The following is a 13,159-nucleotide window of genomic DNA, read 5'->3' on the forward strand; positions in this document are numbered from 1 at the left end:
TTACTCCACCAAGCCCCTCAAGCCGCGAAAGCCTCCGCCTCCATCGCGTACAGCACCGCCGCCTTCGCCATCGCCGCCGCGCGCAGACCGAGCGCCTCGGGCACGATCTGTTCGACATAGAAGCGGGCTGCGGCCTGCTTCATCTTCAGGAAACCGGGCTCGCCGTCGCTCTGCGCCGCCAGCCGGCCGCTCTTCTCCATCAGCCAGCCGCACACCGCGACCGACAGCATCGTCAGGAACGGATAGCTCGCCGCCAGCCGGTCGTCGGCATCGCTGCCCAGCAGGTTGCGGCCGACGTCCTCGCAGGCGTCGATCAGCGACCGCAGGCCCGCATCCTCGGCCTCGGCGCGCATGTCCGCCAGCAGGCCGAGCAATGTCGCGCCATTGTCCATGCTCAGCTTGCGGCCGACCAGGTCGGCGGCCTGGATGCCGTTGGTGCCCTCGTAGATCGGGGTGATGCGGGCGTCGCGGAAATGCTGGGCGGCGCCGGTCTCCTCGATATAGCCCATCCCGCCATGCACCTGCACGCCGAGGCTCGCGACCTCGTTGCCGAGGTCGGTCGCGTGCGCCTTGGCGAGCGGGGTGAGCAGCTCGACGCGCTTGTCCGCCTCCGCGTCCCCGGCGCGGCCGCGATCGAGCTGGCCGAAGGCGTAATAGACCAGCGCCCGCGCCGCCTGGGTCTGCGCCTTCATCCGCAGCAGCATGCGGCGGACGTCGGGATGCTCGATGATCGCGGCGGGGGCACCGCCGCGATAGCCCTGCACCCGTTCGCGGGCATAGGCGACCGCGCGCTGGGTGGCGCGCTCGGCGACCTGGACGCCCTGCAGGCCGACGTTGAGGCGGGCGTTGTTCATCATCGTGAACATCGCGCGGATCCCGCCCAGCTCGGGGCCGATCAGCTCGCCGATGCAATCGTCATGGTCGCCGAAGCTCAGCACGCAGGTGGGCGAGGCATGCAGGCCCATCTTGTGCTCGATCGAGACGACCTTGATGTCGTTGAAATCGCCCGGCGTGCCGTCGTCCTTGAGCCGGTATTTGGGCACCAGGAACAGTGACAGGCCCTTGGTGCCCGCCGGCGCACCCGGGGTGCGGGCCAGCACCAGATGGACAATATTGTCGGCCATGTCGTGGTCGCCGAACGAAATGTAGATCTTGGTGCCCTTGATCTTCCATGTGCCGTCGCCCGCCGGTTCGGCCCTGGTCTTCACTGCGCCGACATCCGAGCCCGCTTGGGGCTCGGTGAGGTTCATCGTGCCGGTCCATTCGCCGGTCGCCAGTTTCGGCAGATACTGCGCCTGCTGCTCGGGCGAGCCGTGGTGGTGCAGCGCCTCGACCGCCCCGACGGTCAGCACCGGGCAGAGGCAGAAGCCCATGTTCGCGGTGCCCAGCGTCTCGAGGACGGCCACCGACAGGCTCACCGGCAGCCCCTGGCCGCCATGCTCGGCGGGCGAGCCGATCGTGCCCCAGCCACCCTCGACATAGGCGCGATAGGCGGCGGCGAAGCCTTCCGGCATCGTCACGCCCTGCTCGGTCCAGCGTGCGCCCTCCGTGTCGCCCAAGCGTTCGAGCGGTGCCCATTCGCCCGCGGCGAACTGGCCGGCGCCGTCGAGCACGGCATCGAGCAGGTCGGGCGTGGCCTCTGCGCTGATCTCGGACAGGCGGACGATATGGTCGAGCACGAAGCGCTGCTCGGCGGTGGCGGGGGTGAACATCAGGCCTCTCTCTTGTGATCTTGTTGCTAGCACTATAGCGCCTTGCCGGTGACCCCAGCAAATCCGCGCATCTTACCCTACGGCGAGGCCGCGCTCGGCGAAGCGGCGGCGCTGATTCGCGCACGTCAATGCGTCGCGGTGCCGACCGAAACCGTCTACGGGCTCGCCGCCGACGCGACCGATTCGGATGCCGTCGCGGGGATTTACGCGGCCAAGGGGCGCCCCTCGTTCAACCCGCTGATCGTGCACGTTGCCGACATGGCGATGGCCGAGACGATCGCGCGGTTCGGCGACGAAGCCCGGGCGCTGGCGGCGCGCTTCTGGCCGGGGCCGCTGACCATGGTGCTGCCGCTGGCGGAGGGCTCGCCGGTCGCCAGCCTGGTCACCGCCGGGCTCGCGACGGTGGCGCTGCGCATGCCCGATCACCGCGCGATGCAGGGGCTGATCCGCGCGAGCGGGCGCCCGCTCGCCGCGCCGTCGGCCAATGCCAGTGGCGGAATCAGCCCGACGCGGGCCGCCCATGTCGCGGCGAGCCTTGCCGGCCGCATCCCGCTGGTGATCGACGACGGCGCGACCACGGACGGCATCGAGTCCACCATCGTCGACCCGGCCACGCGGCGCATCCTGCGGCCGGGGCCGGTCACTGCCGAGCAGCTCCCTGGCTATAGTAGCGGCGCGACGCCGGGGGCAATCACCGCGCCGGGGCAACTCGCCAGCCACTATGCGCCGTCCAAGCCGGTGCGGCTGGGTGCCGTGCGTGCCGAGGCGGGAGAATGGCTGATCGGCTTCGGCGTGATCGTCGGCGACGACACGCTCTCCGCCACGGGCGACCTGCGCGAAGCGGCCGCGCGGCTGTTCGATGCGCTCCACCGCGCCGACGCGTCCAATCGGCCGCGGATCGCCATTGCGGCGGTGCCGCTGCACGGTCTTGGTCTGGCCATTCAGGATCGCTTGGCGCGTGCGGCGCACCCACGACCATAAGCCCGCCGCCACTTCATCTTGTCGGACTAGATACTGGTAAGATACGGAACTTCAACAGATCGGTATACGATCATCCGCTAAAATAGGGCTTTCGCGCGGCGCAAGAGGTGAAGTTGGTCATGACTGGACTGACCTGATCGGCCTGACCCGTCAGCCAATCGTTTGTCTTCGGCATTGTCGATCCAAACTGGATGATTATGCAATAAAGTCTCATTTTGGGTAGGCTGTATACGATCTTGCCTTTACAGGCGCCGCGAAGCGTCTAGGTTCCGGCGCGTCGTATAGCTTGCGCAACAAAGACGAGCGACGCGGCAACTGCTGGACGATCGTCCGCGCCGCCGTCGCCCGTTCCGGTCCGCGCGCAGGAGGGCCGGGCCAGCAGACGAGAGCGGAACCCGAATGGCGTAGAACTGCCCCCGCAGCACCGCGCCTTCGTTCCGCGGCCAGCCTCGCAAGCCGGCCGCGGTCTCGAACACCCCCGTGGGAGGGCGCGGCCTTACGCGGCTGCGCCCTCTTTCGTGCGGTTGGCGAAGCTCTTGCGCAGCTTGCGGAGCTTGGGCGGGATCACCGCCAGGCAATAGGGGTTCCGCTGGCCTTCGCCCTGCCAATATTCCTGGTGATACGCCTCGGCCGGCCACCATTCGCCCAGCGGCTCGATCGACGTGACGATTGGCTGCGGCCAGTCGGGACGGGCACGCTCGATCGCGTCCAGCGCCTCGCGCTCCTGCTCGGCCGAATGCGGGAAGATCGCCGAGCGATACTGGGTGCCGATGTCGTTGCCCTGGCGGTTGAGCTGGGTCGGGTCGTGCGTGGCGAGGAAGATGTCGAGGATCTCGCCATAGCTGACCACATCGGTATCGAAGCTGACGCGGATCGCCTCGGCGTGGCCGGTCTCGCCGGTGCAGACTTCCTTGTAGGTCGGGTTTTCCTTGGTGCCGCCGATATAGCCGCTTTCGACGCCCTGCACGCCGATCACGTCGTTGAACACCGCTTCCGTGCACCAGAAGCAACCCCCGGCCAGCGTCGCCGTTTCGATTGTCATTACCAGGAACTCCTTGCTTGAACCGCCAAGATAGGGTGGAGCCGGGGCGGAACAAAGAGGATGACGTGATGCGCGACGGTGCGGTGATGGTGACGGGTGGGGCAGGCTATATCGGCAGCCATGCGGTGCTGGCCTTGCTCGACGCCGGCTGGCGCGTGGTGGTGGTCGACAATCTGGTGACCGGCTTCGACTGGGCGGTGGATCCGCGCGCGGCGCTGGTGGTGGCGAACATCGACGATGCCGAGGCGGTGCGCGGCGCGATCCGCGAGCATGGCGTGATCGCGGTGATGCACTTCGCCGGATCGGTGGTGGTGCCCGAATCGGTGAGCGACCCGCTCAAATATTATCGCAACAACACCGTTGCCAGCCGTGCGCTGCTCGAAAGCGTGGTGGCGGAAGGCGTGCGCCACTTCATCTTCTCGTCCACCGCGGCGACCTATGGCATCCCCGACCAGGTGCCGATCCGGGAGGATGCGCCCAAGCAGCCGATCAATCCGTACGGCATGTCCAAGCTGATGACCGAGATCATGCTCAAGGACGTCGCCGCCGCGCATCCGCTCAATTACTGCGCGCTGCGCTATTTCAACGTCGCGGGTGCCGATCCGAAGGGGCGCAGCGGCCAGTCGACCGCGGGCGCCACCCACCTGATCAAGGTCGCGGTGGAAGCGGCGACCGGCAAGCGCGACCATGTCAGCGTGTTCGGCACCGACTTCGCGACCGCGGACGGTACCGGGGTGCGCGACTATATCCATGTCAGCGACCTCGCCGCCGCGCATGTCGACGCGCTCGATCTGCTGATCGCGCGGCCGCAGGAAAGCCACACAATGAACTGCGGCTATGGCCGTGGCTTCTCGGTGCTCGAGGTGCTCGACGCGGTGGATCGTGTGACCAACCTTCATATCGAGCGCAAGCTGGAAGGACGCCGCGCCGGCGATCCCGACGCGCTGGTGGCGGACAACAGCGCGATCCTCGCGGCGCTGCCCTGGCGGCCCAAGCACGCTGATCTGGGCGAGATCGTCCGCGATGCGCTCGCCTGGGAGCGGAAGCTCGCCGAACGGGGGCGATAGGCAGCGGCCTTCGCGGCTGCTATTTGCCGGCGACGCCCCGCTGCTCGTCCGGTGTCGCCGCGCGGTGGCCGTAGCTGAGCACGGTCGTGATCCGCCAAGCGCCGTCTTGCTTGGCCCAGACCATCACGAACTTGGCGATGCCTTCGCAGCGGCCTGTCGCCAGTTCGCAGAAGCGATGCTCGCCTTCCTCGATCGCACCATAGTCCTTGATCGGATGTACGCGGAACGAGGTGTCGATCCGCTCGCGCCGCACCTTGCCGCAGATATAGTTGCGCACGCCGTCGACCATCGCCTCGCGGCCGAAGGTCGCCCGCCATTGTCGTGGTAGAAGGCGACCTTGGGATCGAAATAGCTGGAGAAAGCGGGCAGGTCGCAGCGGTTGTACGCGTCGAAGACCCTTGTATCGAGCGCGCTGATTTCCGCCGTCAGTGCATCGGCAGCGGATGGGTCCGTTGCCGCGAGCAGCACGGCGATCAGTGCGATGGCGGTCATGCGTTTCCCCCGATGCACGCCTGACGCGCGCGTGGCGGGAGCCTAGCCCCTGTCGTTCCGCACACAAACAACGCAATTGGCCCGGGGGATCGCTCCCCCGGGCCGATACTGTTTCCCGAAGCGGGGAAGGCTCAGACGTCCGCCGGCGCTTCCTTCTTGCCCTTTTTGGGCTTCTTCGGTGCGGCCGGCGTGATCTCGAACGCCAGCGCATTGTCCTTCAGCTTCACGTTCACCTCGCCGCCATGGACGAGCTTGCCGAACAGCAGCTCCTCGGCGAGCGGCTGCTTGATCTTCTCCTGGATCAGGCGGCCCATCGGGCGGGCACCGTACAGCTTGTCGTAGCCGCGCTTGGTCATCCAGGCCTTGGCCTCCTCGTCGAGCTGGATGTGCACGCCGCGATCGGTGAGCTGCAGCTCGAGCTGGAGGATGAACTTGTCGACCACGCGGGCGACCACTTCGGTCGGCAGATAGCCGAACGGCACGATCGCATCGAGGCGGTTGCGGAATTCCGGCGTGAAGAGATTCTTCACCGCCTCTTCCTGCACGTCCTCGCGGCTGAGGTCGCCGAAGCCCACGCTTTCCTTCGCCATGTCCGACGCACCGGCATTGGTGGTCATGATGAGGATGGTGTTGCGGAAGTCGACGGTCTTGCCGTGGTGGTCGGTCAGCTTGCCATTGTCCATCACCTGCAACAGGATGTTGAACAGATCCGGATGCGCCTTTTCGATTTCGTCGAGCAGCAGCACCGAATGCGGGTTCTGGTCGACCGCGTCGGTCAGCAGGCCGCCCTGGTCATAGCCGACATAGCCCGGAGGGGCGCCGATCAGCCGGCTGACCGAGTGGCGTTCCATGTACTCGGACATGTCGAAGCGCTGGAGCGGGATACCGAGCAGCGTCGCGAGCTGCTTCGCCACCTCGGTCTTGCCGACGCCCGTGGGCCCCGAGAACAGATAGTTGCCGATCGGCTTGTCCGGATCGCGCAGGCCCGCACGGCTCAGTTTGATCGCCGAGGACAGCACCTCGATCGCCTTGTCCTGGCCGAACACGACGCGCTTCAGATCCTGCTCGATATTGGCGAGCACGCGGGTGTCGTCGGACGAGACGGTCTTGGCCGGGATCCGCGCCATGGTCGCGATGACCTGCTCGATCTCCTTGGGGGTGATCACCTTCTTGCGCTTGGACGGCGCCACCAGCATCTGCATTGCGCCAACCTCGTCGATCACGTCGATCGCCTTGTCGGGCAGCTTGCGGTCATTGATGTAGCGCGCCGACAGCTCCACCGCCGACTTGATCGCGTCGGGGGTGTACTTCACCGAATGGTGCTGCTCGAACGCCGAGCGCAGGCCCGCGAGGATCTTTACCGTGTCCTCGACCGACGGCTCGTTGACGTCGATCTTCTGGAAGCGGCGGAGCAGCGCGCGGTCCTTCTCGAAATGGTTGCGGAACTCCTTGTAGGTGGTCGAGCCGATGCAGCGGATCGAACCGCCGGACAGTGCGGGTTTCAGCAGGTTCGACGCATCCATCGCGCCGCCGCTGGTGGCGCCGGCGCCGATCACGGTGTGGATCTCGTCGATGAACAGCACCGCGTGCGGCAGCTTCTCGAGCTCCGAGACGACCTGCTTCAGGCGTTCTTCGAAATCGCCGCGATATCGCGTGCCGGCGAGCAGCGCGCCCATGTCGAGCGAGTAGATCACCGCTTCCTTCAGCACGTCGGGCACTTCGCCCTCGACGATCTTGCGGGCGAGGCCTTCGGCGATGGCGGTCTTGCCGACGCCGGGATCGCCCACATAGAGCGGGTTGTTCTTGCTGCGCCGGCAGAGAATCTGGACGGTGCGGTCGACTTCGGCGGCGCGGCCGATCAGCGGATCGACCTTGCCGATCTTCGCCTTCTCGTTGAGATCGACGGTGAATTGCTTGAGCGCGCTCTCACCCTTGCCCGTCTTCGCCTCCTGCTTGTTCGACTTCTCTTCCTCGGCAGCGCCCTTGGGGGTGCTCGCCTCGGTGGGCGTGGTGCCGCCCTTGCCGACGCCGTGGCTGATGAAGCTGACGGCATCGAGCCGGCTCATGTCCTGCTGCTGCAGGAAATAGACCGCATAGCTCTCGCGCTCGCTGAACAGCGCGACCAGCACGTTGGCGCCGGTCACTTCGTCGCGGCCCGAGGACTGGACGTGGAGGATAGCGCGCTGGACGACGCGCTGAAACCCGCTGGTGGGGGAGGGATCGGTGGCGTTGTCCACCTTCAGCGCTTCCAGCTCGGTATCGAGATAATGCGCGACGGTGGTCTTCAGTTCGCCCAGGTCCACCCCGCACGCGCCCATCACCTTCGACGCATGTTCGTCGTCGATCAGCGCGAGCAGGAGATGCTCGAGCGTCGCATATTCGTGCCGGCGCGAGGACGCAGCCTCGAGCGCCTTGTGGAGGGTGGCTTCGAGAGCGGAGGCGAAACTAGGCATTCGGATACAACTCCAGTCGGGCCGAAAGGGTGCTGAGCCCGTCTTCCCCTATGTCGGGAGTGGCAGGCCCCGCATCAAGCGCTGCGGCCCCGCACCGGAGGATCGTGGCGTATCGCCCGAGTTCCGGTGCCTTGACGCTCATCTCTTAAATAGAGCGTCAGCGCTTGCACGATGGTGAACGGCGCGTTGAATCTTTTCGCGACATCGGACGATCTCGGCTTCGAGCACCAGGATTCGCGCCTCTAGTTCGGCCACCGAAAAGGGGTCGAGGTCCTGGCTGGCCAGCTGCACCGCGAGATCGTCGGATCGACGCGGAAGATTTTCGTCGGCGTCCATGCGACGAAACGTTGACCCTGGGGAGGTCGATGTCAATAAGGCCTCGAAGTTCCCCTTAGGCCAAAAAGCGACGAACCGAATGATCGCAGCCGAAATGATGCTGGCCATCGACCCCGATGCGCCGGGCGGCCCCGAAGTCCTTGTCCCCGTGGCACGACCGATCCCCAAGCCTGGCCCCGGCGAGGTGCTGGTGCGAGTCGCGGCGGCGGGCGTGAACCGGCCGGAAGTGCTGCAGCGACAGGGGAAATATCCGCCCCCGCCGGGTGCGCCCTCGATCCTCGGTATGGAGATCGCCGGCACGGTGATCGCGCTGGGGGAGAGTGTCGACGACTCGCTGCTGGGCAAACAGGTGTGCGCGCTGATCGCCGGCGGGGCCTATGCCGAATACGCGGTCGCGCCGGCTGGCCAGTGCCTCGACGTGCCCGAGGGGCTGAGCCTCGTCGAGGCGGCGGCGCTGCCCGAGACGCTGTTCACCGTCTGGTCGAACCTGTTCGATCGCGGCTGGGCGCAGCCGGGCGAGACCGTGCTCGTCCATGGCGGCACCAGCGGCATCGGCACGATGGCGATCGCGCTCGCCAAGCTGTTCGGGCTGACGATCCTAGTTACCGCCGGATCGGATGAGAAGTGCGCGGCAGCCCGCAAACTCGGCGCCGACCTCGCGATCAACTACAAGACCCAGGATTTCGTCGAGGCGGTAAAGACCTTCACCGACGGCAAGGGCGTGCAGATCGTGATCGACATGGTCGGCGGCGACTATGTCGCGCGCAACCTCCAGTGCCTGGCCGAGGATGGCCGCCACGTCTCGATCGCGGTGCAGGGCGGGGCGACCGCGACGATTCCCGTCTGGGACGTGATGCGCCGGCGGCTGACGCTGACCGGCTCGACGCTGCGGCCGCGCTCGGTGGAGTTCAAGTCGCTGCTCGCGGATGAGCTGCGCCGCCATGTCTGGCCGCTGGTCGCCGAGGGCAAGCTCAGGCCGATCATCGACCGAACCTATCCTCTCGACGAGGCGCCCGAGGCGCACCGGCGGATGGAAGCGGGCGAGCATGTCGGCAAGATCGTGCTGACGATTCCCGACCAGCCCGCCTGATCAGGCGGCGAGAGGGCGCTGCTGCAGCGCTTCCTCGGCCATCGGCAGCAGCAGTTGCTCCTGGTGCGCGGCGCGGCGCTCGCACAGCCGCAGCAGGCGCTGGGCGGCGGCGCGGTGGCCGTGGGGGTCGGCGAGGATCTTGCGCAGCGTCCACGCCGCGCAATGGTCGAGCGTGCGCTGCCGCCACTCCAGGTCCTGCTCGGTGGTGCGGCGGGCCATTGCCTGATGCGCGCAATCGTCGCTCTCGCGGAGCGTGGCGAGCAACAGGCGGTCCTTGGTGAGGGTGTGGACGCGCATCGCATCGAGCAGGCGCTCGCGCGCGGCGTTGAGCGCGGCGGCGGTCGGGCGGGGGTCTAGCTGAGAAAGCGCCTTGGCGGCTTCGGTGAGATCCTGGGTGGCGGCGAACAGCGATTGGAATGGCATGACGCCATTCTAGCGGCGTTTCAGGCGCTTGATCGTTTTAGCGACGAAATGAGTCTGGCGAGCGCGGTGGGGTCGCCGATTCGATCTGCGCCGCTATCAGTACGCAGTCCTTCTTGCCCCCTCCCATTGCGGCCAGGGGATTACGGCGCGTCGCTTCCGATTTCGCTTCATTCCACCGTCCGGCGCGGCTAGCCTTTGCGAGGGATCGGGAGGGGGAAGTGCTCGAGGTCATTACTGCGCCGGGCAGCGTTGCCTTCGTCACGGCGATCGTGCTGATGCTGCTGATCGGCATCGTCCAGCTTCTGGGGCTGGGCGGCGAATGGGCCGAGCTGTCGCCGGAGCTGGACGTCGATGCCGACGCGTCGTTCGACGCGCTCGCCTGGCTGGGCGTCGGGCGTGTGCCGCTGCTGGTCTCGCTGATCCTGTATCTCGCCAGCTTCGGGCTCCTAGGCCTGCTGGGCCAGCAACTTGCGCATGACTGGAGCGGCGCGGCGCTGAGCGGCTGGATCGCGGCGCCCGCCGCGGCGCTGGCGGCACTGCCGCTGTCCGCCTTGGCGGCGCGCGGGGTGGTGCGGATCCTGCCGCGCGATCACAGCACGGCGGTGCCGATCGAGAGCCTGGTCGGCGCCACCGCCCAGATCGTGATCGGCCGGGCGGTGGCCGGGTCCCCCGCACGCGCCCGCACGCAGGATGCCCATGGCCAGGTCCATTATGTGATGGTCGAGCCCGACGGGTCCGGCCAGCAATTCGAGGAGGGCGAACGCGTCCTCCTGATTCGGCGCGAGGGCGACGGCTTTCGTGCCATTTCCTGGGGCGACCATCGTCTGCCCCGTCTGGAGGGGTGAAACCCATGCAAGCCATCGTTCCCCAGGGCGCTACCTCGGTGCTGCCCTATCTCGTCTATGCCGGCATCGTGCTGGTCGCACTGCTGGTGATCGGCATCACCTTCGCGAAGCTCTACAAGCGCGCTTCCAAGGAGGTCGGCTTCGTGCGCACCGGCGCGGGCGGCGAGAAGGTGGTAATCAACGGCGGCGCGCTGGTGCTGCCGGTGTTCCACGAGACCATGCCGGTCAATCTCAACACCGTCCGCCTCGCCGTCGAGCGCAAGAATTCGGATGCGCTGATTACGCTGGATCGCCTGCGGATCGATGTGAAGGCCGAATTCTACGTGCGGGTAAAGCCCGACGCGCAGTCGATCGCGATCGCCGCGCAGACGCTGGGCCTGCGGACGATGAACCCGGAGGCGCTGAAGGAGTTGGTCGAGGGCAAGTTCGTCGATGCGCTCCGCTCGGTCGCCGCGGGCATGACGATGGCGCAGCTGCATGAGCAGCGCAGCGATTTCGTGCAGAAGGTGCAGCAGGTCAGCTCCGCCGATCTGGCGATGAACGGGCTGGAGCTGGAGAGCGTCTCGCTGACCGGTCTCGACCAGACCTCGATCGAGCATTTCAACGCCAACAACGCTTTCGATGCCGAGGGCCTTACCAAGCTTACCGAGCAGATCGAGCTGCGCAAGAAGGCGCGCAACGACATCGAGCAGGATACGCGGGTGCAGATCGAGACCAAGAATCTCGAGGCGCAGCGCCAGTCCTTCCTGATCGGACGCGACACCGAGTTCGCCCGGCTGGAGCAGGAGCGGGAGCTGGAAGTGCGCCGCGCCGAACAGGCCTCCGAGGTCGCGCGCGAGCAGGCGGCGCGGCAGCGCGAGGCCGAGCAGGCGCGGATCGAGGCCAAGCGCCAGATCGACGCGCAGCAGATCGAGGCCGATCGCGCGATCCAGGAAGCGAAGATCGCGCAGGCCCAGGCGCTCGAGCTCGCCCGGCAGGAGCAGCAGATCGCGGTGCAGAACAAGAGCCGCGAAGAGAGCCAGGCCAAGGCGGTCGCCGATCAGGCGCGTGCCCAGGCCGTCGTGGCCGAGGAAGCGGTGCGCACCGCCCGCGATGCCGAGGTCGCCGAGCGCCAGAAGCGGATCGAGCTGATCGACGCGGCGCGCGAGGCGGAACGCGCCGCCATTGCCATCAAGACCCAGGCCGAGGCCGAGAAGGCTGCCGCGGCCGATCGCGCCGAAGCCGCTCGGCTCGCGGCCGAAGGCGAGGCGGAAGCGGCCAAGTTGCGCGCCGACGCCGATCGCGTGCGGTTCGAGGTGGAGGCGGCCGGGCAGCGCGCTGTCAACGAAGCGGCGAACCTGCTCTCGTCCGACCAGGTTTCGCTGCAGACCAAGCTCGCATTGCTCAAGGTGCTGCCGGAACTGGTGCGCGAGGCGGCCAAGCCGATGGAGGCGATCGATTCGATCCGGATCGTCCAGGTCGACGGGCTTTCGGGCGGCGGGGCCGGGGCCGCGGGGGGCGTCGCTAACGACGGCGGCGGGGATCGCAATCTCGCCAACGCCGCGGTTTCGGCGGCGCTGCGCTACCGCGCGCAGGCGCCGGTGATCGATGGGCTGATGCGCGAACTCGGCTTCGAGGGCGGGACGCTCGACGCACTGGTGTCGGGCGCCGCAGCGGGCGCGGCCGAGCAGCCGGCGCGGCCCGCAGCGGCGGAATGACATTGAACGGGCCGGCGGCGGCTGCCGTCGCCGGTCGACTATGACAGTCCGGTGAAATCCCAGGGATTCGATTTGTAACAATGCCGCGCCATAGGCGAGTCCCGGTACAGGCAGCTGCACGGGAACTTGGGCATGGCCACGATCACCAGGCTTTCGTTTGACGTCGCGGGTCTCGCGGACTTCCATGCGACGACTCCCACGATTCCGGAACGACCGATCGACAAGCGACGCAAGTATCGGGCGATCTGGATCTCCGACGTCCATCTCGGTACGCGCGGCTGCAATGCAGAAATGCTGATCGACTTTCTCGATCATGTCGACAGCGACATCATGTATCTGGTGGGCGACATCATCGACGGCTGGGCGATGAAGAAGCGGCTGTACTGGCCGGCGACGCACAACGACATCGTCTGGCGCGTGCTCAAGCGGGCGAAGCGCGGCACCGAGATCGTCTATATTCCCGGCAATCATGACGAGATGTTCCGCCAGTTCACCGGGCTCGACTTCGGCGGCGTGAAGATCAAGCGCCAGGCGATCCACACCACCGCCGACGGGCGTCGCCTGCTGGTGCTGCACGGCGACGAGTTCGACGCGATCACCATGTCGCACCGCTGGCTCGCCCATCTGGGCGACGCAGCCTACGAGATGATGATGACGCTCAACCGCTGGTTGAACGCGGTGCGCCGCTGGATGGGGCTGCCCTATTGGTCGCTGTCCAAATACGCCAAGCAGAAGGTGAAGAACGCGGTGTCCTTCATCTCCAAGTTCGAGGAAATCGTCGCGCGCGAAGCCGGCGCGCGGGGTGTCGACGGCGTGATCGCCGGGCACATCCACAAGGCCGAGATCCGGCCGATCGACGGGATCGAATATTATAACGACGGCGATTGGGTAGAGGGTTGCACGGCGCTGGTGGAGCAGTACGACGGGTCCATGGAAATTCTCCACTGGGCCGACGAGATGGCAGCGCGCGAGTCGCAGCCGGAGTCCGAGGCCAGACTGGCGGCGGCGTGACGGCGGCAGG

At 67.0% G+C, this 13,159-nt stretch carries 12 protein-coding genes; 6 read left to right on the plus strand and 6 right to left on the minus strand.

Annotation, left to right across the window (positions count from 1 at the left end):
• Window positions 1–17 precede the first annotated feature (17 nt).
• Window positions 18–1,712: an acyl-CoA dehydrogenase family protein gene (locus GGR89_RS14915; protein WP_125976296.1), complete on the minus strand. Its 1,695-nt coding sequence runs from the start codon at window positions 1,710–1,712 to the stop codon at window positions 18–20.
• A 48-nt stretch (window positions 1,713–1,760) separates the two neighbouring features.
• Here GGR89_RS14915 and GGR89_RS14920 point away from each other — a divergent pair, with 48 nt between their 5' ends.
• Window positions 1,761–2,693 (plus strand): L-threonylcarbamoyladenylate synthase, encoded by a 933-nt coding sequence (locus GGR89_RS14920; protein WP_125976298.1) that lies wholly within the window; start codon window positions 1,761–1,763, stop codon window positions 2,691–2,693.
• Window positions 2,694–3,189: 496 nt separating this feature from the next.
• Here GGR89_RS14920 and msrA read toward each other — a convergent pair whose 3' ends face one another.
• Window positions 3,190–3,735 carry a peptide-methionine (S)-S-oxide reductase MsrA gene (gene msrA / locus GGR89_RS14925; RefSeq protein WP_125976300.1) on the minus strand — a complete coding sequence of 182 codons (546 nt, stop codon included), beginning with the start codon at window positions 3,733–3,735 and terminating at the stop codon, window positions 3,190–3,192.
• A 68-nt stretch (window positions 3,736–3,803) separates the two neighbouring features.
• Between msrA and galE the strand changes: the two genes are divergently transcribed.
• Entirely contained in the window at window positions 3,804–4,802 is a 999-nt protein-coding gene (gene galE, locus GGR89_RS14930; RefSeq protein WP_125976302.1) for a UDP-glucose 4-epimerase GalE, read from the plus strand.
• 19 nt (window positions 4,803–4,821) lie between these two features.
• On the opposite strand, the gene GGR89_RS22810 is transcribed toward galE, so the two are convergent.
• The 3 genes from GGR89_RS22810 to GGR89_RS14945 all read right to left on the minus strand — a co-directional run bounded on the left by GGR89_RS22810 (window position 4,822) and on the right by GGR89_RS14945 (window position 8,083).
• The gene (locus GGR89_RS22810) at window positions 4,822–5,091 is read right to left on the minus strand and encodes a hypothetical protein (protein ID WP_342449848.1); all 270 of its coding nucleotides are present in this window, start codon (window positions 5,089–5,091) and stop codon (window positions 4,822–4,824) included.
• A 334-nt stretch (window positions 5,092–5,425) separates the two neighbouring features.
• On the minus strand, window positions 5,426–7,747 hold the full coding sequence (gene clpA / locus GGR89_RS14940) for an ATP-dependent Clp protease ATP-binding subunit ClpA (RefSeq protein WP_125976304.1): 2,322 nt from the start codon (window positions 7,745–7,747) through the stop codon (window positions 5,426–5,428).
• 138 nt (window positions 7,748–7,885) lie between these two features.
• A complete protein-coding gene (locus tag GGR89_RS14945; RefSeq protein WP_125976307.1) occupies window positions 7,886–8,083 on the minus strand; it encodes a DUF1192 domain-containing protein in 198 nt (65 codons plus the stop codon).
• 79 nt (window positions 8,084–8,162) lie between these two features.
• On the opposite strand from GGR89_RS14945, the gene GGR89_RS14950 reads away from it, so the two are divergent.
• The gene (locus tag GGR89_RS14950; RefSeq protein ID WP_206431080.1) at window positions 8,163–9,173 is read left to right on the plus strand and encodes an NAD(P)H-quinone oxidoreductase; all 1,011 of its coding nucleotides are present in this window, start codon (window positions 8,163–8,165) and stop codon (window positions 9,171–9,173) included.
• Here the strand turns inward: GGR89_RS14950 and GGR89_RS14955 are convergent, their stop codons facing one another.
• The gene (locus GGR89_RS14955) at window positions 9,174–9,596 is read right to left on the minus strand and encodes a hypothetical protein (protein ID WP_125976309.1); all 423 of its coding nucleotides are present in this window, start codon (window positions 9,594–9,596) and stop codon (window positions 9,174–9,176) included.
• 218 nt (window positions 9,597–9,814) lie between these two features.
• Between GGR89_RS14955 and GGR89_RS14960 the strand changes: the two genes are divergently transcribed.
• The 3 genes from GGR89_RS14960 (at window position 9,815) to GGR89_RS14970 (ending at window position 13,149) form a co-directional block, all read left to right on the plus strand.
• On the plus strand, window positions 9,815–10,441 hold the full coding sequence (locus GGR89_RS14960; RefSeq protein ID WP_125976311.1) for an OB-fold-containig protein: 627 nt from the start codon (window positions 9,815–9,817) through the stop codon (window positions 10,439–10,441).
• 5 nt (window positions 10,442–10,446) lie between these two features.
• Window positions 10,447–12,138: a flotillin family protein gene (locus tag GGR89_RS14965; protein ID WP_125976313.1), complete on the plus strand. Its 1,692-nt coding sequence runs from the start codon at window positions 10,447–10,449 to the stop codon at window positions 12,136–12,138.
• Between the two features lie 132 nt (window positions 12,139–12,270).
• A complete protein-coding gene (locus GGR89_RS14970; RefSeq protein ID WP_125976315.1) occupies window positions 12,271–13,149 on the plus strand; it encodes a UDP-2,3-diacylglucosamine diphosphatase in 879 nt (292 codons plus the stop codon).
• Window positions 13,150–13,159: the final 10 nt, after the last annotated feature.

Source organism: Sphingomonas trueperi (assembly GCF_011927635.1).
Taxonomy (GTDB): Bacteria; Pseudomonadota; Alphaproteobacteria; order Sphingomonadales; family Sphingomonadaceae; genus Sphingomonas; species Sphingomonas trueperi.